At 68.9% G+C, this 16,760-nt stretch carries 16 protein-coding genes; 8 read left to right on the top strand and 8 right to left on the bottom strand.

The window, feature by feature from the left end; genetic code table 11:
* The first annotated feature begins 81 nt into the window (after positions 1 to 81).
* Positions 82 to 435, top strand: coding sequence for a YciI family protein (locus tag ACLJPD_RS12520; protein WP_410872214.1), 354 nt, complete (start codon positions 82 to 84; stop codon positions 433 to 435).
* Positions 432 to 1,679, top strand: coding sequence for an RNA polymerase sigma factor (locus ACLJPD_RS12515; protein ID WP_410872213.1), 1,248 nt, complete (start codon positions 432 to 434; stop codon positions 1,677 to 1,679). Before ACLJPD_RS12520 ends, ACLJPD_RS12515 begins: the two co-directional genes overlap by 4 nt.
* Here the strand turns inward: ACLJPD_RS12515 and ACLJPD_RS12510 are convergent, their stop codons facing one another.
* Together ACLJPD_RS12510 and ACLJPD_RS12505 are read right to left on the bottom strand one after the other, a co-directional pair.
* Positions 1,680 to 2,501 (bottom strand): siderophore-interacting protein, encoded by an 822-nt coding sequence (locus tag ACLJPD_RS12510; protein WP_410872211.1) that lies wholly within the window; start codon positions 2,499 to 2,501, stop codon positions 1,680 to 1,682.
* Positions 2,502 to 2,567: 66 nt separating this feature from the next.
* The gene (locus ACLJPD_RS12505) at positions 2,568 to 3,737 is read right to left on the bottom strand and encodes a phosphotransferase family protein (RefSeq protein WP_410872210.1); all 1,170 of its coding nucleotides are present in this window, start codon (positions 3,735 to 3,737) and stop codon (positions 2,568 to 2,570) included.
* 193 nt (positions 3,738 to 3,930) lie between these two features.
* Here ACLJPD_RS12505 and ACLJPD_RS12500 point away from each other — a divergent pair, with 193 nt between their 5' ends.
* A complete protein-coding gene (locus ACLJPD_RS12500) occupies positions 3,931 to 4,950 on the top strand; it encodes a hypothetical protein (RefSeq protein ID WP_410872209.1) in 1,020 nt (339 codons plus the stop codon).
* Positions 4,951 to 4,953: 3 nt separating this feature from the next.
* Here the strand turns inward: ACLJPD_RS12500 and ACLJPD_RS12495 are convergent, their stop codons facing one another.
* Positions 4,954 to 5,922: a DUF389 domain-containing protein gene (locus ACLJPD_RS12495; protein WP_410872208.1), complete on the bottom strand. Its 969-nt coding sequence runs from the start codon at positions 5,920 to 5,922 to the stop codon at positions 4,954 to 4,956.
* Positions 5,923 to 5,997: 75 nt separating this feature from the next.
* A complete protein-coding gene (gene aspS, locus ACLJPD_RS12490) occupies positions 5,998 to 7,803 on the bottom strand; it encodes an aspartate--tRNA ligase (RefSeq protein ID WP_410872207.1) in 1,806 nt (601 codons plus the stop codon).
* A 210-nt stretch (positions 7,804 to 8,013) separates the two neighbouring features.
* On the opposite strand from aspS, the gene ACLJPD_RS12485 reads away from it, so the two are divergent.
* Both ACLJPD_RS12485 and ACLJPD_RS12480 read left to right on the top strand, forming a co-directional pair.
* Positions 8,014 to 8,937, top strand: coding sequence for a neutral zinc metallopeptidase (locus tag ACLJPD_RS12485; RefSeq protein ID WP_410872206.1), 924 nt, complete (start codon positions 8,014 to 8,016; stop codon positions 8,935 to 8,937).
* Positions 8,938 to 8,985: 48 nt separating this feature from the next.
* Positions 8,986 to 9,480: a hypothetical protein gene (locus tag ACLJPD_RS12480; RefSeq protein WP_410872205.1), complete on the top strand. Its 495-nt coding sequence runs from the start codon at positions 8,986 to 8,988 to the stop codon at positions 9,478 to 9,480.
* A gap of 58 nt (positions 9,481 to 9,538) precedes the next feature.
* Here ACLJPD_RS12480 and ACLJPD_RS12475 read toward each other — a convergent pair whose 3' ends face one another.
* Both ACLJPD_RS12475 and ACLJPD_RS12470 read right to left on the bottom strand, forming a co-directional pair.
* Complete coding sequence (locus ACLJPD_RS12475; RefSeq protein WP_410872204.1) at positions 9,539 to 11,188, bottom strand: hypothetical protein; 1,650 nt, start codon at positions 11,186 to 11,188, stop codon at positions 9,539 to 9,541.
* Positions 11,185 to 11,514, bottom strand: coding sequence for a type VII secretion target (locus ACLJPD_RS12470; protein ID WP_410872203.1), 330 nt, complete (start codon positions 11,512 to 11,514; stop codon positions 11,185 to 11,187). The genes ACLJPD_RS12475 and ACLJPD_RS12470 overlap by 4 nt, the downstream gene beginning before the upstream one ends.
* 193 nt (positions 11,515 to 11,707) lie before the next feature.
* Here ACLJPD_RS12470 and ACLJPD_RS12465 point away from each other — a divergent pair, with 193 nt between their 5' ends.
* Positions 11,708 to 12,682 (top strand): NAD-dependent epimerase/dehydratase family protein, encoded by a 975-nt coding sequence (locus ACLJPD_RS12465; protein WP_410872202.1) that lies wholly within the window; start codon positions 11,708 to 11,710, stop codon positions 12,680 to 12,682.
* Positions 12,683 to 12,713: 31 nt separating this feature from the next.
* Complete coding sequence (locus tag ACLJPD_RS12460) at positions 12,714 to 13,727, top strand: Rv2578c family radical SAM protein (protein WP_410872201.1); 1,014 nt, start codon at positions 12,714 to 12,716, stop codon at positions 13,725 to 13,727.
* Positions 13,728 to 13,737: 10 nt separating this feature from the next.
* Here the strand turns inward: ACLJPD_RS12460 and ACLJPD_RS12455 are convergent, their stop codons facing one another.
* Positions 13,738 to 14,382 carry a hypothetical protein gene (locus ACLJPD_RS12455; protein ID WP_410872200.1) on the bottom strand — a complete coding sequence of 215 codons (645 nt, stop codon included), beginning with the start codon at positions 14,380 to 14,382 and terminating at the stop codon, positions 13,738 to 13,740.
* Between the two features lie 88 nt (positions 14,383 to 14,470).
* Positions 14,471 to 15,745 (bottom strand): histidine--tRNA ligase, encoded by a 1,275-nt coding sequence (hisS, locus tag ACLJPD_RS12450; RefSeq protein ID WP_410872199.1) that lies wholly within the window; start codon positions 15,743 to 15,745, stop codon positions 14,471 to 14,473.
* 85 nt (positions 15,746 to 15,830) lie between these two features.
* On the opposite strand from hisS, the gene ACLJPD_RS12445 reads away from it, so the two are divergent.
* Positions 15,831 to 16,730 carry a peptidylprolyl isomerase gene (locus ACLJPD_RS12445; RefSeq protein ID WP_410872198.1) on the top strand — a complete coding sequence of 300 codons (900 nt, stop codon included), beginning with the start codon at positions 15,831 to 15,833 and terminating at the stop codon, positions 16,728 to 16,730.
* Positions 16,731 to 16,760 lie beyond the last annotated feature (30 nt).

Raw genomic sequence — 16,760 nt, 5'->3', positions numbered from 1 at the left:
TGTCGATCGCGCCCTCGGTCGCTCGTCGGGTGAGTACGGCCACCCGACGAGCGGGCAGGCCAAGACCCGAAGGAGACCGTCATGAGCCAGTACCTGGTCCTGATCTACGGCGACGAAGCCACCTACGCCGCGTACTCCCCCGCCGAAATCGCCGAGATGCTCGCCGCCCATCGCACCTTCCAGCAGCTCGCCGGTGACGCCAACCTCGGCGGGCACGCCTTGCAGCCCACCCCGACCGCCACCACCATCCGCCACGACACCGACGGCGCGGTCGTCATCACCGACGGTCCGTTCGCCGAGGCGAAGGAAGCGCTCGGCGGCTACTACCTGCTCGAGGCGCCCGACCTGGACGCCGCGATCGCGCTCGCCGCACAGGTGCCCGCCCCCACCGGTGGCGTCGAAGTGCGCCCGATCCAGGTGTACCCCCAGTCGTGACCACGGCGGCGGCCGCGGCCGTCGAGCAGGCGCACCGTCGGGAGTGGGCCTTCGTGCTCGCCGCGACGGTGCGGCTGGTCCGCGATTTCGACCTCGCCGAGGAATGCGTGCAGGACGCCTACGCGACGGCGCTGACCGCCTGGGCGAACGACGGTATCCCGGCCAGACCCGGCGCCTGGCTGACGACGGTGGCACGGCGACGCGGCCTCGATCTGCTGCGCCGCGACAGCACCTTCCGCCGCACCCTGCCCCGGCTCGTCGTCGACGAGCCGGTCGCCGACGCCGCCGACCTGGCACTGGCCGCCCTGGACGACCCGGCGATCCCCGACGACCGGCTGCGCCTGATCAGCACCTGCTGTCATCCCGCGCTCGCACCGCAGGCGCAGGTCGCGCTGACACTGCGGCTGGTCTGCGGTGTCACCACCGCCGAGGTGGCGCGCGCGTTCCTGGTGAGCGAGTCGACCATGGCCGCGCGCATCACCCGCGCCAAGAAGAAGATCGCGGTGGCGGCCATCCCCTATCGGGTGCCGTCAGTGCGGGAGTTGCCGCAGCGGCTCGATTCCATCTGCGCGGTGATCCACCTGCTGTTCACCACCGGTCACACCGCGCCCGCGGGCGATGCGCTGGTCCGTGCCGATCTCGTCGACCGGTCGGTGCAGCTGGCCAGGATGATGCACGCGCTGGTCCCCGACGATCCGACGGTGACCGGGCTGCTGGCGCTGATCCTGCTCACCGATGCCCGCCGAGCCGCGCGCGTCGACGACGATGGCAATCTGTGCACGCTCGAACACCAGGATCGCGCCCGCTGGGATCGAGCGGCCATCGTCGAGGGCATCGCACTGGTGAAACGCGCTCTGCCCCATACGGATCGGTATACGTTGCAGGCCGCGATCGCCGCTGTCCACGACGAGGCTCCCACCTGGGCCGACACCGACTGGCGCGAGATCATCGGCCTGTACCGGCTGTTGCTGCGGGATTCACCGTCGCCGGTCGCGCGGCTCAATCACGCCATCGCGGTCGGCCTCGGCGGCAATCCGGCACAGGCGCTGGCACTGCTCGATCCACTCGGCGCGGAACCGGCGCTGGCGACCTATGGCTATCTCGACGCCGCCCGCGCCGCCTTCCTCGCCGACCTCGGACGCACCGACGACGCGATCGTCGCCTACGAATCGGCGCTGCTACTCACCGACAATGCGGTCGAACGTGCCTTTCTGCGCAGCAAACTGCGCGCGCTGACCAGCTGATCACGCGCCTTCGGCAGCCAGTTCCCGCTTCCATTCGCGGAAGCCCTCCTCGGTGCGCCCGCGCCGCCAGTACCCCGAGATCGACAGCCACTTCGGCGCGACACCACGTTCCTTGCGCAGGTAGGGACGCAGTTGCCGCATCACGGACTCGGCCTCGCCGTGCACGAACGCCTGGATCTGTCCCGGCAGCCACTCGGCCGCACGCACCGCGGCCACCAGTGGCGAGTGCGCCCCGGCGAGGTCGTCGGTGATCCGATCCGAGGACACCCCGCGATGCACCCAGTGCAGGCGCAGGTCGGCAGGCGAGTCGAGCGCGATCTCGTCCTCGGTGTCGCCGACCTCGACGAACACGAGAGCGGGTGCGCCGGCGGGCAGCGCCTCGAGCGCGGCGGCGATGGCGGGCAGCGCCGATTCGTCACCGGCGAGCAGGTACCAGTCGGCCGCCGGATCGGGGGCGAACGCACCGCCAGGTCCGTTCAACCAGAACCGCGCGCCGGGCTCCACCGAGCGCGCCCACGGACCGGCGATGCCCTCGTCGCCGTGCACCACGAAGTCGATGCTGATCTCGCGGAGTTCGGGATCGAAGGACCGCACGGTGTAGGTGCGCAGCACGGGCTGGCTCGCCGGGCCGAGCGTCGCGCGCACCGTGTCGAGATCGAACGGCTCCGGATATTCGACACCGGGCACCGGAAAGATCAGCTTCACATAGGCATCGGTGAAACCGTTCGGCGTGAATTCGTCCGAGACGGTGCCGACCACCCGCACCAGATGCGGGTTCAACCACTGCTTGTGGACGACTGTGACGGTAACCGGTTTCGGCACGGCAGCTCCCAACTCCTCAGGTCCCTGCCGACGGTACCCGCGTCGCGCGCGGAAGTGGGGCGCCCGCTATTCCGACCAGCGCTCTTCGAGCATCGCCGACACCTGTTCGGCGAAGTCGCCGACCGCGTCGTCGCCGGTCATCCTGGCGTCCTCGGCCAACGCCGACCAGCGGTTGATCAGGGCTTCCGAACGCGGCACCGACAGGCCGTGTTCGCGAGCCGTGGCGATGCGGGTGTGGTCGGCGGGCAGGAACCAGTAGGTGGACAGCCAGACCCAGATCAGCCGGGCTTCGAGGATCCGTTCGGCCAGCACTGTGTCGTCGGCGAGCGACGGCCAGACGCCGACCACGGCCGAGCGCCAGGCCTCGACCATTTCCTTGGCGCGGCTGCGCGAGAGTTCGAAATCGCACAGGCAGCCGGGGAACGAGACCAGCGCGTAGGCGATATCGAGGGTGGCGTCGCGGAAACCGCCCCACTCGTAGTCGAGGAACCGCGCGCCTTCCTCGTTCATGATCACGTTGTCGGGGCACAGATCCGACGGGCTGAACGCGCGGTAGCGACCACCGGTGAACAGCCGGTTGCCGTGCACGATGCGTTCGGCGATCTCACCCGGCACCTCGATGCCGAACTCCGCCTGCAGCAGTCCGGGGACCTCGGCGATGGCGGCATGCGCCTGCTGGGCGATCCCGTCGACGCGATGCATCGAATCGACCCGGCGCATCAAGGCGACGAAGTCGGGTTCGCGGCCGACGGTCGCGGCGTGCATCCGGCCCAGCGCCTGCGCGAACGCCATCAGCGAGTTACGGGTGCCCGGCTCGACCCGGGCTCGCAGCACCGAGGTGAGCAAAGCGTTTTCGCCGAGGTCGGACAGCACGAGAAGCCGGTCGGGGACACTGTGCGCGATCAGGAACGCGCCGGGGCGGTGCTCGCGACTCAGCGCGGTGGTGAACTGATAGGACACCGCCTCACGCAAGAAGGCGGCGTCGATGCTGGCGACACCGGGCGCCATCCCACCGGTGCGGCGGTCAGGACTGGAACCGCGCACCTGCTTGACGATCAGCGTGCGCGGCAACGAAAATGCGTTTTCCGCAACACGCACGCGTAGGACTGTCGTCCTACCACTGCCGCTGAGTTCCATCGGATCACTCAGCTTTACCGGAGCACCCATTCGCTTTGTGAGCAACTGTTGTGCTGCGGACACGACGTCGGCGGCGCGTTCGGCCAATAGTGCGGTCATCGCCTTTCAAGCTACTCGTACCTGGTCACTTCTAGCGAGCGGTTGAACAACCTTTCCGCGTCGTTCGGCGTGTTGGCGCGGCGGTTGCGCGTGTGTGCCTGTTCGCTTGACACATCAGCCGGTCGTCGGGTTTTCTCATCGTGAACTGCTGTGCGCCACACCGCAAACCGGTTGAGTCGAAAGGTCTATCACAATGACCGACACTCCGTACGCCGCATCGAGCGATTCGCCGGGCAGGTCGCCTGTTCCGGGCGGTGGCGGACAGTTCGCCGGACCCGCGGGCCGACACGAGGGGCCCGGGCAACCGTCCGCTCCCGGCACGGGACCGAGTAAGCACGGAATGGCCGGTGGCGCAGGCTATCCGCAGTTCGAAGGCCCCGGCGCCGCCCAGTACGGACAGGAACCGGTCGAACCGCCGCCGCCGGTTGCCGACCGAAGCGGGCACACGCCGCAGTACGGACCCGCGGGCACGGGCCCCGGTTACGCGGTCCCCCAGGTGAAGCCAGAGAATCCGACCTACGCCGCCGCCCCCGCAACCGGCGTGTCGCCGGGTGGTGGTGGGCAGACTCCCGGTTACTACCATTCGGGAGCACAGGCCCTCGATATCGGGCGTTCGCTGAGCTACGGCTGGGAGCGATTCCGGGCCAATCCGGGCCCGTGGCTCGGCGTCACCGCGGTAGGGGTGTTGATCTATCTCGGCTTCGTCGCGGTGGTGCAGATCGTCGATCCGACGTCACCGTTCAGCGTGCTGTTGCTGTTCTTGATGGTGATCGTCGCGCTGTGGCTGCTGCAGGCGGCGATGGTGCGCGGCGCGCTCTACGAAACCGACGGGTACCCACCGGCTTTCGGGTCGTTCTTCCGGTTCGTGAACGCGGGCAATGTGCTGCTGACCTCGCTGCTGGCGTTCACCGTCACCCTGCTCCTGTCGGCCCTGTGCCTGGCGCCGGGGTTGATCGCCGGGTTCCTGTGCATGTTCTCGTTGCACTTCGTGATCGATCAGGACTACGGCCCGGTGGAAGCGATCAAGGCGAGCGCGCAGCTGGTGTTGGCGAACCTGTGGGCCTCGCTGTTGCTGGCGCTGACCGTCATGCTGGTCACCCTCGTCGGCGCGGCACTGTGCGGGCTCGGCCTGTTCGTCGCGGGGCCGGTGTGCGTCATCGCGGTGACCTACGCCTACCGAATGCTGACCGCGGGCCCGGTCGCTCGCGTCTAGAGGTCAGTGTTCGAGGGTGGTCCGCATGCCGATGGCCCGTTTGAACCGGCCGATCGGGCCCCGCTCGTCGCCCGCCTTCGGCCGCAGTTCGAGCACCACCACTCCGGCGATCACGATGCCGACCAGGTTCACCGCCAGCTGACCGACCGACTCGAACGCGCGGTGCCACTGTCCGAGCGTCGCCGCCACCACCGCGTACCCGGCGGCGGGCACGGTCGTCACCGAGATGAAGACACCGATCAGGGCCGCTGATTTCGCGGTGACCAGCGACAACATGCCCGCCGCTCCGGCGAGCAACGCCACGACCAACGAGAACGGACCGACCTGGTAGATGAAATCGACGTTGTGCGCGTCGATCACCCCCTCGGTGGTGAGCCAGCCGAGCTGCTCCCACACGATCGTCGCGCCGAGCGTGACCACCATGGCGATCGGGAATGCCACCGCCAAGGCGATCATGGAGCGCCGCGCCAGCCGCCAGTTGCGGCGCACCAGCGCCACCGACAGCGCGGCCAGGGGACCGAACTCCGGGCCCACCACCATCGCGCCGACGATGGTCACCGGCGAGTCGGTGGCCACCCCGATCGAGGCCAGCAGGCAGGCGATGGTCAGGAACGCGACGAAGGTGGCGTTGACCGAGGATTCCTCGCGGGTCTCCTTGAGCAGTTGCTCCCAGATCACCGCGTCGCTCGGATCACCGGGCGCCGCTCGGACCGCGCGGTCGGCAGCGTCGGAGAGCACCGTGTCGACCGGGCCGAGGGTGATCCCGCCGTGCTCGACGATACCGAGCGACTTCACGTCGGCGAGCACCGTGTTGCCCGCCTCCCGCGCCACATCCGCCTGGACGAGATCGCCCGCGGGGTCGAGCGCGACCCCGCGCATCACCGTGAGGTGGGTGACGCCGGCGTCGGCTTCGAGGATCCGCACCAGTTCATCGGTCCGGTCGGGCGGGCTGATCACTCGAAGATGTAGCACCGGTGTCCTCCTGGTCGGTATCGCCGTGGCGATACGGCAGCTGACCAGAAGGTACCGGGCTACCCCCGATGACCGCTATTTCTCGGGCGCAGCAACTTTCGGCGCCCCGACGGCGGCCTTGACCTCCGGTTTGGCGTCGATGCCCGCCTCCTTGCGCTGCTGCGCGGTGATCTGCGCTGGCGCGTCGGTGAGCGGGTCGACGCCGCCACCGGTCTTCGGGAACGCGATCACCTCGCGGATCGAGTCCTCGCCCGCCAGCAGCGCGGTGATGCGGTCCCAGCCGAAGGCGATGCCGCCGTGCGGTGGGGCGCCGTAGGCGAACGCGTCGAGCAGGAAGCCGAACTTGTCCTGGGCTTCTGCGTTGTCGATGCCCATCACCGAGAACACGCGTTCCTGCACGTCGCGACGGTGGATACGGATGGAACCGCCACCGATCTCGTTGCCGTTGCAGACGATGTCGTAGGCGTAGGCCAGCGCGGAACCGGGGTCGGTGTCGAAGGTGTCCATGGACTCCGGCTTGGGCGAGGTGAACGCGTGGTGCACCGCGGTCCAGGCCGAGTGGCCCAGCGCCACGTCACCGCTGGCGGTGGCCTCGGCGGCGGGCTCGAACATCGGGGCGTCGACGATCCAGACGAAGGCCCAGGCATTCGGGTCGATGAGGTCGCACTTGCGGGCGATCTCGCCGCGCGCGGCACCGAGCAGGGCACGGCTCGACTTCACGGCACCGGCGGCGAAGAACACGCAGTCACCCGGCTCGGCGCCGACCTGCTTGGCCAGGCCGTCGCGCTCGGCGTCGGTCAGGTTCTTGGCGACCGGGCCGCCGAGGGTGCCGTCTTCGTTGATCAGGATGTAGGCCAGGCCCTTGGCACCGCGCTGCTTGGCCCAGTCCTGCCAGGCGTCGAGCTGACGTCGTGGCTGGCTCGCGCCGCCGGGCATCACGACCGCGCCGACGTACTCCGACTGGAACACCCGGAAGGTGGTGTCCTTGAAGTAGTCGGTGAGCTCGGTGATCTCGATGCCGAAGCGCAGGTCGGGCTTGTCGGAGCCGTAGCGGCGCATCGACTCCGCGTAGGTCATGTGCGGAATCGGGGTGACGATCTCGTGGCCGACCAGCTTCCACAGCGCGCTCAGGATGTCCTCGGCCAGCAGGATCACATCGTCCTGGCGTACGAAGCTCATCTCGATGTCGAGCTGGGTGAACTCGGGCTGACGGTCGGCGCGGAAGTCCTCGTCGCGGTAGCAGCGCGCGATCTGGTAGTAGCGCTCGATGCCACCGACCATGAGCAGCTGCTTGAACAGCTGCGGGCTCTGCGGCAGCGCGTAGAAGCTGCCCGGCTGCAGGCGTGCGGGGACCAGGAAGTCGCGGGCACCCTCGGGGGTCGAGCGGGTGAGCGTGGGGGTCTCCACCTCGACGAAGTCGTGGCCGGCCAGCACCTCGCGGGCAGCGGCGTTGACCTTGGAGCGCAGCCGGATGGCGTGGCCGGGGCCTTCGCGGCGCAGGTCGAGGTAGCGGTACTTGAGGCGAGCCTCGTCGCCGGGAGTCTCATCGAGCTGGAACGGCAGCGGCGCGCTCTCGTTGAGCACGACCAGTTCCTTGGCGTCGACCTCGATCTGCCCGGTCGGCAGCTCCGGGTTCTCGTTGCCGTCGGGACGCCGTTCCACCACACCGGTGACCTGCACACAGAATTCCGCGCGGAGCTTGTGTGCCTGTTCGGCCGCCTCGCCCTCGCGGAAAACCACCTGCGAGACGCCCGAGGCATCGCGCAGATCGATGAAGGTCACACCACCGTGGTCACGACGCCTCGCCACCCAACCGGTGAGGGTGACGGTCTGACCGGCGTGCTCGCCTCGCAGCGAACCAGCCAAGTGGGTGCGCAGCACGGTATTCCTTTCGACAGAATTTCGCGGACTCGTCGCACCGGCGAGGAAAGACCCGGTGCACTGCCATCGTAGTGAGACACGGTGCCCGGATGAAAACCGATATCTTCGCTACCGTGTCAAGCTTGTGGCACCTGCCCCACCGTCGTCGCACCCGCCGACGGTGAATCGCGCTGTGGGGCAGCTGGACAACGAGCGAAGGCGAGTACCGCGATGACCTTCAACGAAGGTATGCAGATCGATCCCGGCCGGGCGTCCTCTGGCGGCGGACCCGGCATGGGCGGCAAGATCGCGCTCGGCGGCGGTGCGGGCGGTCTGATCCTGTTGGTGATCACGTTGCTGCTCGGTGGCGATCCGGGGTCGGTACTCGGCGAGTTCACCGGCGCGCAGGGCGAGCAGACGCAGCCGGGTACCGCGGGCACACCGGCACATTGCAAGACCGGCGCCGACGCGAACAAATACGTCGACTGCCGGGTCGTGGCGACCGCGCAGAGCCTGGACGCGGTGTGGTCGGTGCAGCTGCCGAAGCAGACCGGCACGCAGTACGTGGAGCCGAAACTGGTGCTGTTCACCGGTGGCGTGAACACCGGGTGCGGCAACGCCACCAGCGATGTCGGCCCGTTCTACTGCCCCGCCGACCAAACCGCCTACTTCGACACCGCCTTCTTCCAGGAGCTGACCGACCGCTTCGGCGCGAGCGCTGGTCCGCTGGCGCAGGAGTACGTCGTCGCCCACGAGGTCGGCCATCACATCCAGAACCAGCTCGGCGATATCGGCAAGGCCCAGCGCGATCCGCAGGGTGCGACCTCCGGCGCCGTGCGCACCGAACTGCAGGCCGACTGCTACGCGGGCATCTGGGCGCACTTCGCCGACAAGCAGCCTTCGCCGGGTGGCGGAGCGCCCTTCCTGAATCCCCTGTCCGACAACGACATTCGCGACGCGCTGTCGGCCGCCAATGCCGTCGGCGACGACCGGATCCAGCGCAGCGCGGGCCGCGGGGTCAACCCCGAGTCGTGGACCCACGGATCATCGCAACAGCGGCAGAACTGGTTCCTCGTCGGCTACCGGACCGGGTCGGTGCAGTCCTGCGATACCTATTCCGCGCGTGACCTCGACAACCCGCCCGGGATACGCTGACTCCCCGAACGCGAAACCCGCGCACTGTCTTTCGATCGAGGGGAACCCATGCGCCCGACCATCACCGGACTGCTCGTCTGCGCTCTTGCCCTGACCGGCGCGAGCGCCGTCGCCCACGCGGACCCGGCGCCGCTACCGCTGGTGAGCCTCACCACGATCCCCGAGGGCTGGTCACAGCGCACCGACCTGCGCCCGGTGCTGCAGATCTTCGCCGACGGCGAGGCCGTGCACATGCCCGACGCGGTGAGCAAGGACCGCAAGCCCGAGACCGCGCCCAAGAAGGTGACCGGAAAGGTTGCCGCCGATGTGATCTCGGCCGCGCGTGACGAGATCAACGCACTGAAGGACACCGATTTCGGGATCCCGGCGGGTGAGGGCAAGGGCACCCGGATCATCGACCTGATGCCCGAAGACCCTGCCGACGAAGCCCACCTGGTCATCTACTCCCCGGAGGCCTCCGATGGCCTCAACCCGGAGCAACAGGCCGCCCGCAAGCGCTTCACCGACCTCTATAAGAAGCTGGTCGACGCGTTCAAGAGCTGATCGTTCGACGCTGACCCGCAGGGGCTCGCCGGTTTCCACCGGCGAGCCCCTTGTCGCCTCAGAACCGGTCCGCGGTCGCGTCGGCTTCGCGTTCGTCCTCGTGGACGGCACCGATGACGTCGGGCGTGGATTCGCCCAGCGGACCGGTGAGGTCGTCGTTGCCGGTGCGGCTCTGGTAGGGCTGCACGGTACGGCCGTGTTCTTCCTCGTTGTTGCCACGGCCCGCGCCCGCTCCCGCGCCGCCGCCCATCATGCCGGAGGTACCGCCGGTGCCCGCGGCCGTGGTGGTGCCCGATCCCAGTGTGCCCGCGGGCATCGCACGACCCGCGGGAACCGCCGCACCCGGCACGGCCGCGGTGGTCTTCGGGGTGCCCGCACTCGGGATGCCGCCGCCGGTGCTGCCACCCGAGCCGGAGCCACCACCCGAGCCGGAGCCACCGCCGCGTGCGGTGCCGAGCGCACCGAGCGCGGCGCTGGAACCGCCGCCGCTGCCGCCGGTACCACCGGCACTCGACGGGGTCGTCGTGCCGGGAGTGGCGGTGGCGGCCCCGGTACTCGCCGCAGCGGTGGAGTCGCCGCCGCCGCCGGACAAGGCTTCCTCCGCCTGGGTGAGCAGCGGTTCGCCGATGTTCTCCGATGCGGCGGAGAGGACTTCCTCGGGCGAGGGCAGACCGCTCTGGTTGGCGAGCTGCCCGACGACGCCGCTGAGTTCGCCGGTGTAGCCCATCAACTGCCCGCGGGTGACGTTGACGACCGACACCGCTTCCCCGAGATGCGTGGTGGCCAAACCGATCAGGGTGGCCTGGGTGGGCGGCAGCATGATCGTCGGCGCGAGCGCGGTGGCCTGGGCGGCGAAAGTGGTGGCGATCGTGGTGAGCTGCGCGTTGCCGGTCTGGACGACCGAGGCCGCCTGCTGGGTGAGCGACGAGATGTCGATACCCCGCTGGCTGGTGTCCTGCCCCTGGGTCTGGGCCTGTTGACTGGCGGTGGTCGCCGCGTCGGCGGCCTGACCTTCCCATACCTGCTGGACGGTCTTGACGCCGCCTTGGGCCAGGGTCATCGCCTGTTCGATGACCGCCGAGGAGTTGCTCAGGATCGCGGTGGGGTCCAGCGAGTTGAAAATGCCGGTGCCGAAGCTGCTGAGCAGGTCGAGGAACGGCTGGAACAGGGTGTCGATGCCGGGCAGCGCGGGTAGGGACAGTCCGCTCATCAGAGCGGCGACCGGATCCTCGGTGAGCGTGGTCGCGGCGGCGGACGTGCCCGCGCCGGACGTACCTGCGCCGGCGGTACTCGAAGCACCGCCCGCTGACGTGCCGGTGAGCGCGGACGCGGCCTGGTCGAACACGGTCGACGCGGGCGCCGCGACCTGGGCCACCGTGCCATGCAGACCGCTCAACGCCGAGGAGGCGTCGTCGGAGACGCCGGCCAGGATGTCCTGCGGCTGCATGCCGGTGCCGAGGCCGCCGAGCCCACCCAACCCGGCCGGCGACACGGCGCCGTTCTGGGCTTCGTCGGTGATCTTCTGCGCGAGGGTGAAGACCGCTTCTTCGGCCTCGGCCGCATCCTCGGGCACCTGCATCAGCGGCACATCCAGGATGGCCTGGGACTCGAGTGGTACCGCGCCCATCGCCGATGCGGTCGCGGCGTCGGCGGCGGCCATGACAGCCTCGGGTGCGATGACGCCCCCGTCGGCGCTCAGCGGCTTCATACCCCGCCCCCGAGGCCTGCGGCCTGGCGCGCCAGCTCGGCGGCATTGTCGATATCGGTCGTCTCGAACGTCACCGACGATTTGAAGGCCGCGTCCGAGAGCGAGCTGAACTTGGCCGACAGGTCGTTGATGTCCTTGGCCTGCAACGCTTGTGCGGCCGCGAACATCGCCAGGTAATCGGCGCCGATGAGGCCGAACACCGGCGTCGCCGCCGACACACTGGCAACCAGGTCGATATTGCCCGCCGCGGCGACCTGCGCCGCCACACCGCCATTGGTCGCCGCGAACGCGGCGACCTCTCCGGTTTGCACCGAGAGATCGGTCATGCGAAATCCCCCCAACTCGTCGTGAAAAGTCTGCACTACAGAAGCGAGCGGCGGACGCGAAACTCCCGACGCGACCACCCAACTGCGATTGGCGCCAAATATAGCCGAATACACCGACGGTTTTCGAGTCGTGCCACGTTCGATCCACACGATCCGCTTTCAAAACTAGAACATGTTCTATATCGTCGGGCAGATGAAGGTCGCAGTGACCGGCGCAGCCGGCTACCTCGGTTCCAACTTGATCCCCCTGCTCCTCGAGCGCGGCCACGAGGTCGTCGCGATCGACCGCGTGGCCCCCACCACCTCCGACCCGGCGGTGACCTGGGTCGACGGCGATGTGCTCGACCCGGTGTCGATGCGCGCGGCACTGGCGGGCACCGAGGTGGTCTACCACCTCGTCGCGTTGATCACTCTGGCCGACCGCAACGATCTGGCCTGGCGGGTGAACACCGAAGGCGTGCGCGTCACCGCCGAGGCGGCGCTGGAATCGGGCGTGCGCCGGTTCGTGCACACCAGTTCCATCCACGCGTTCGACCAGTACCGCTCGGGCGGCCACATCGACGAGACCTCCAGCCGCTCCGACGATCCCGGCCTGCCGGTGTACGACCGATCGAAATGGTCCGGCGAGCTGGCCCTGCGCCCGGTGATCGAGCGCGGACTCGACGCGGTGATCGTGAACCCGACCGGCGTGTTCGGCCCCCTCGACAATCCCGAGCGTCTGTCTCGGCTCAACAGCACCGTCGTCCAGGCGATGCGTGGCCGGCTTCCGGTGATGATCGGCGGCGGGTTCGACCTCGTCGACGTGCGTGATGTCGCCCAGGGCTTGATCCTGGCCGGCGACAAGGGCCGCACCGGCGAGAACTACCTGCTCGGCGGCGAGATGACCACGATGATCGACTTCTGCCGGATGGCCGCGGCCCGCACCGGCGCCAAAGGTCCACGCTTCGCCATCCCCGCGAAGGCGCTCGGCGCGTTGCTACCGGTGATCGAGCCGATCGGCAAGCGTTTCGGCTCCGACATCCTGTCCAAAGCCGCACTGGGCGCGGTGATCTCGGCGCCGGTCGTCGACCACGGCAAGGCCGAACGCGAACTCGGCTACCGCCCACGCCCGACCGCCGAGTCCGTCAACGACCTCGTCGACTTCCTGCGGGCGTCGCGCCAGGCTTGACACTTCTTCGAACAAATGTTCGACTCGTGGGGTGCGGTGGCAAGCCCAGACCCTGGACGCCGATGACGGCGCGCTACCCGGCCTGACCAGGGCCGGGCTGGTTCGCTCCGTCCGCACCCCCGAGTTCGACGGCATCACCTTCCACGAGGTGCTGTGCAAGAGCGCGCTGAACAAGATGCCGGAGAGCTCCGCGCTCCCCTTCCGCTGGACGATCAACCCGATGCGCGGCTGCTCGCATGCCTGTCGCTACTGCTTCGCTCGCGGCAGCCACGAATATCTCGGACTCGACGCGGGCAACGATTTCGATTCCGAGATCGTGGTGAAAACCAATATCGCCGCCGTGCTGCGCCGCGAACTCATGCGTCGGTCCTGGCAGCGCGAGGCGGTGGCACTCGGCACCAACACCGATCCGTATCAACGTGCCGAGGGCCGATACCGCTTGATGCCCGGCATCATTCGCGCCCTCTCCGACTCGGGCACCCCCTTCTCCATCCTCACCAAGGGCCCGCTGCTGCGCCGCGATCTCCCGCTCCTCGTCGAGGCGGCCCAGCGAGTCGAAGTGAGCGTCGCGGTGTCGATCGCCATCCTCGATCCCGACCTGCACCACAGCCTCGAACCAGGGACCCCCGAACCCCGCGCCCGCCTCGACCTGGTCCGCGCCCTGGCCGACGCCGGTTTCACCGTCCACGTGATGGCCGCCCCGATCATCCCCTGCCTCACCGACAGCCGAGCACACCTCGAGGCCCTGTTCGCCGCCATCGCCGACGCGGGCGCGGCCAGCGCCATGGCCTTCCCGATGCACCTGCGCGGTCCCACCCGCGACTGGTTCCTCACCTGGCTCGGCACCGAACATCCCGCCCTCATCCGCCGTTACCGCCAGCTCTACGCGCGCGGCAGCAACGTCACTCCCCTCTATCGCGACTGGCTACGCGACCGGGTGAACCCCCTCCTCGATCACCACGGCCTCCGCCGAATCCAGGACCCCACCACTCCCCCTGCTCCCCCGCCCACACCGCAGGACACCCAACTCGCCCTCTTCGGCTGATCCCACCGCGTCAGCTCAGTGCGACGACCTCGGAATCGGTCAGGACCACCGGCGAGACGCTGTCTTTGTCGCGCACCGACTGCACCGCGCGGTAGAGGGGTCGTTCGTCGAGACCTGCGTCACGGGCCTCGGCACGCAACTGCTGGACGAGCACTTCCGAGATCGCGATCGCGGCGGCGAGTTCGCTGGCGGCGAGGGCGTCGGCGAGTTTGCGCAAGCCGAGTAGGTGCAGTTCGCGGCCGCTGCCCACGTCGGTGTACATCGCGAGGGGTACCAGTTGGGTGTCGCCGCCCGCGGTCACACGCAGGGCGATGCGGCTGAGTCGCGCGGGGTACACCAGCAGGTGCACGCCCGTGGCGGCGGCGAGGTCGAGAGTACGTTCGCCGAACAGCCGGTGTGCGCGGATCACGGTGCCGCTCAACCACATTCGGCGGCGCTGGAAGGCGAACACGTAGCCGATGGTCGGGACCGCGACGATCGAGCCGATCAGGAGCGCGTACGGCCAGCTCAGCCACACCGCCGACAGCAATGTCGCCCCGACGCCGACGCCGATCGCGGCAAGGGCGAGCCTGCGCAACATCGGCGCGAACACCTCGGGCGCCACCAGGTCGATACCGACCGCTTCCGCCGCCGACTGCCCGGACTGCCCGTCCACGATGTCCTCTCCACCCCCACCGGCGCGCCCGGAGCGAGGCGCGGTCAGATTACCGCGCCCCACCGACCTCGGCAGCCGAGCAGCGAGCTCAGCGACCGAGCTCCTCGCGCAGCACCGCGACAACCCCGTCGAGCGGTACGGACCGCTGCTCGCCGGTCGCCATCTCCTTGACACCGATCGTGTTCTCGGCGAGATCGCGATCGCCGAGCACGAGCGTGTATTTCGCCCCCGACCGGTCGGCGCCCTTCATCGCACCCTTCATCCCGCGTCCGCCGTAGGCCAGGTCGACGCTGATGTCGGCGGCGCGCAGATCACCGGCCAGTGCGACCAGTTTCGCCTTGGCCTCGTCACCGAGCGCGACGCCGTACACCTGACAGCGCGCGGGATCGGCCGCCGACTTGCCCTCGGCCGCGAGGGCGAGCACGGTCCGGTCGACACCGATGCCGAAACCGATGCCCGACAACGGCTGCCCGCCGAGTTCGGACATCAATCCGTCGTAGCGGCCCCCGCCGCCGATGCCCGACTGCGCACCGAGCTGGTCGTGCACGAATTCGAACGTGGTCTTGGTGTAGTAGTCAAGGCCGCGCACCATGCGCGGGTTCACCACGTACGGCACGCCGAGCGCGTCGAGGTGGGCGAGCACCTGCTCGAAGTGGGCTTTCGCCGACTCCGAGAGGTGGTCGATCATCAACGGTGCGTTCGCGGTGAGCTCACGCACTTCGGGACGTTTGTCGTCGAGCACGCGCAGCGGGTTGATCTCGGCGCGACGCTGCGTTTCCTCGTCCAGCGGCAGCCCACGCAGGAATTCCTGGAGCAGCTCGCGGTACTGCGGACGGCACGTCTCGTCGCCGAGGGAGGTGACCTCGAGCCGGAACCCGTCCAGGCCAAGCGCGCGGAACCCGGCGTCGGCGATCGCGATGACCTCGGCGTCCAGGGCGGGATCGTCGATGCCGATCGCCTCGATGCCCACCTGCTGCAGCTGACGGTACCGGCCGGCCTGCGGGCGCTCGTAGCGGAAGAACGGACCGGCATAGCAGAGCTTCACCGGCAGCTGACCGCTCTTGTCCAGACCGTGCTGGATCACCGCGCGCATCACGCCCGCGGTGCCTTCGGGGCGCAGGGTGAAGCTTTCGCCGTTGCGGTCGGCGAAGGTCCACATCTCCTTGCTGACCACATCGGTCGACTCGCCGACACCCCGTGCGAACAGGGCCGTCTGCTCGAATATCGGCAGCTCGACATGCCCGTACCCCGCGAGTCGGGCGGCGTGGATCAAGCCGTCGCGCACGGCGACGAACTCGGCCGAACCGGGCGGCAGGTAATCCGGGACCCCCTTCGGGGCGGTGAAGCTGCTGGTCTTGGTCACGATGGTCCAGTTTTCCCCACGGGCGGCCTCCGCGTCCAACCGGTTACCCTCTAGACGAACCTGACGACACGGGAGGAACGCGGTAGTGCCGAGTAACGAACAGCGACGGGCGGCGGCCAAGCGCAAGCTGGAGCGCCAGCTGGCACGACGGGCCGAGCAAGAGAAGAAGCGCAAGCGCTTGACGATCGCGGGCTCGGTACTGGGTGTGATAGTCGTCGCGGCCGCCGCGGCGGGCGTGTATTTCCTCACCAAGGGCGAGGACAGCGCGTCGAACAACGCCGAGACGTCCTCGGCGGTGCCGACGACCCAGTTCGTCAACACGCCCCTGGACATTCCCGGCCCGCCGCCACCCGCGGCCAAGCCCGCGACCGTCGACTGCAGCTACCCGGTGGGCCAGGAGCCCCCCGCGAAGCCCGTCACAGCGCCGACCACGACCTCGGTCGCCACCGATGGCCCCGAAGTCAAGGTGGCGATCGATTCCACCCAGGGGCCGATCGGGTTGTCGCTCAACAGCGCACAGGCGCCGTGCACGGTCAACTCGATGGTGAGCCTGGCCCAGCAGGGCTACTTCGACAAGACCAGCTGCCACCGCATCGTGGCGACGCCCGGCTTCGGCATCCTGCAGTGCGGTGACCCGACGGCCACCGGCAAGGGTGGCCCCGGCTACAGCTTCGACAACGAATACCCGACCGACCTGTTCGCCCCCGACGATCCGGCGTTGCAGTCGCAGCCGGTGAACTACAAGCGCGGCCTGATCGCCATGGCCAACGCGGGCACCTCACCGGAGGGCAAGGGCACCAACGGAAGCCAGTTCTTCCTGGTCTTCGGTGACACCCAGTTGCCGCCGAACTACACCATCTTCGGCACGATCGACGAAGCGGGCCTTGCCACCTTGGACAAGGTCGCCGGCGGCGGCGTCAAGGGTGGCGCGGAAGACGGTGGGCCCGCCATCCCGATCTCGTTCAACTCCGTCAAGGTGGGCTGACACCGCTTTCTCGGCAACGACACGGACCGG

Source organism: Nocardia sp. A7 (assembly GCF_046549215.1).
GTDB lineage: Bacteria > Actinomycetota > Actinomycetes > Mycobacteriales > Mycobacteriaceae > Nocardia.
Note: the sequence above shows the minus strand (reverse complement) of the source record. Positions and strands in the feature narration are given on the sequence as shown.

Bases quoted from the DNA above. Each gene is read 5' to 3' on its own strand.
- ACLJPD_RS12520 (WP_410872214.1), top strand. From the start codon at position 82: ATGAGCCAGTACCTGGTCCTGATCTACGGCGACGAAGCCACCTACGCC.
- ACLJPD_RS12505 (WP_410872210.1), bottom strand. From the start codon at position 3,737: ATGACCGCACTATTGGCCGAACGCGCCGCCGACGTCGTGTCCGCAGCA.
- ACLJPD_RS12500 (WP_410872209.1), top strand. From the start codon at position 3,931: ATGACCGACACTCCGTACGCCGCATCGAGCGATTCGCCGGGCAGGTCG.
- ACLJPD_RS12485 (WP_410872206.1), top strand. From the start codon at position 8,014: ATGACCTTCAACGAAGGTATGCAGATCGATCCCGGCCGGGCGTCCTCT.
- ACLJPD_RS12480 (WP_410872205.1), top strand. From the start codon at position 8,986: ATGCGCCCGACCATCACCGGACTGCTCGTCTGCGCTCTTGCCCTGACC.
- ACLJPD_RS12475 (WP_410872204.1), bottom strand. From the start codon at position 11,188: ATGAAGCCGCTGAGCGCCGACGGGGGCGTCATCGCACCCGAGGCTGTC.
- ACLJPD_RS12470 (WP_410872203.1), bottom strand. From the start codon at position 11,514: ATGACCGATCTCTCGGTGCAAACCGGAGAGGTCGCCGCGTTCGCGGCG.
- ACLJPD_RS12465 (WP_410872202.1), top strand. From the start codon at position 11,708: ATGAAGGTCGCAGTGACCGGCGCAGCCGGCTACCTCGGTTCCAACTTG.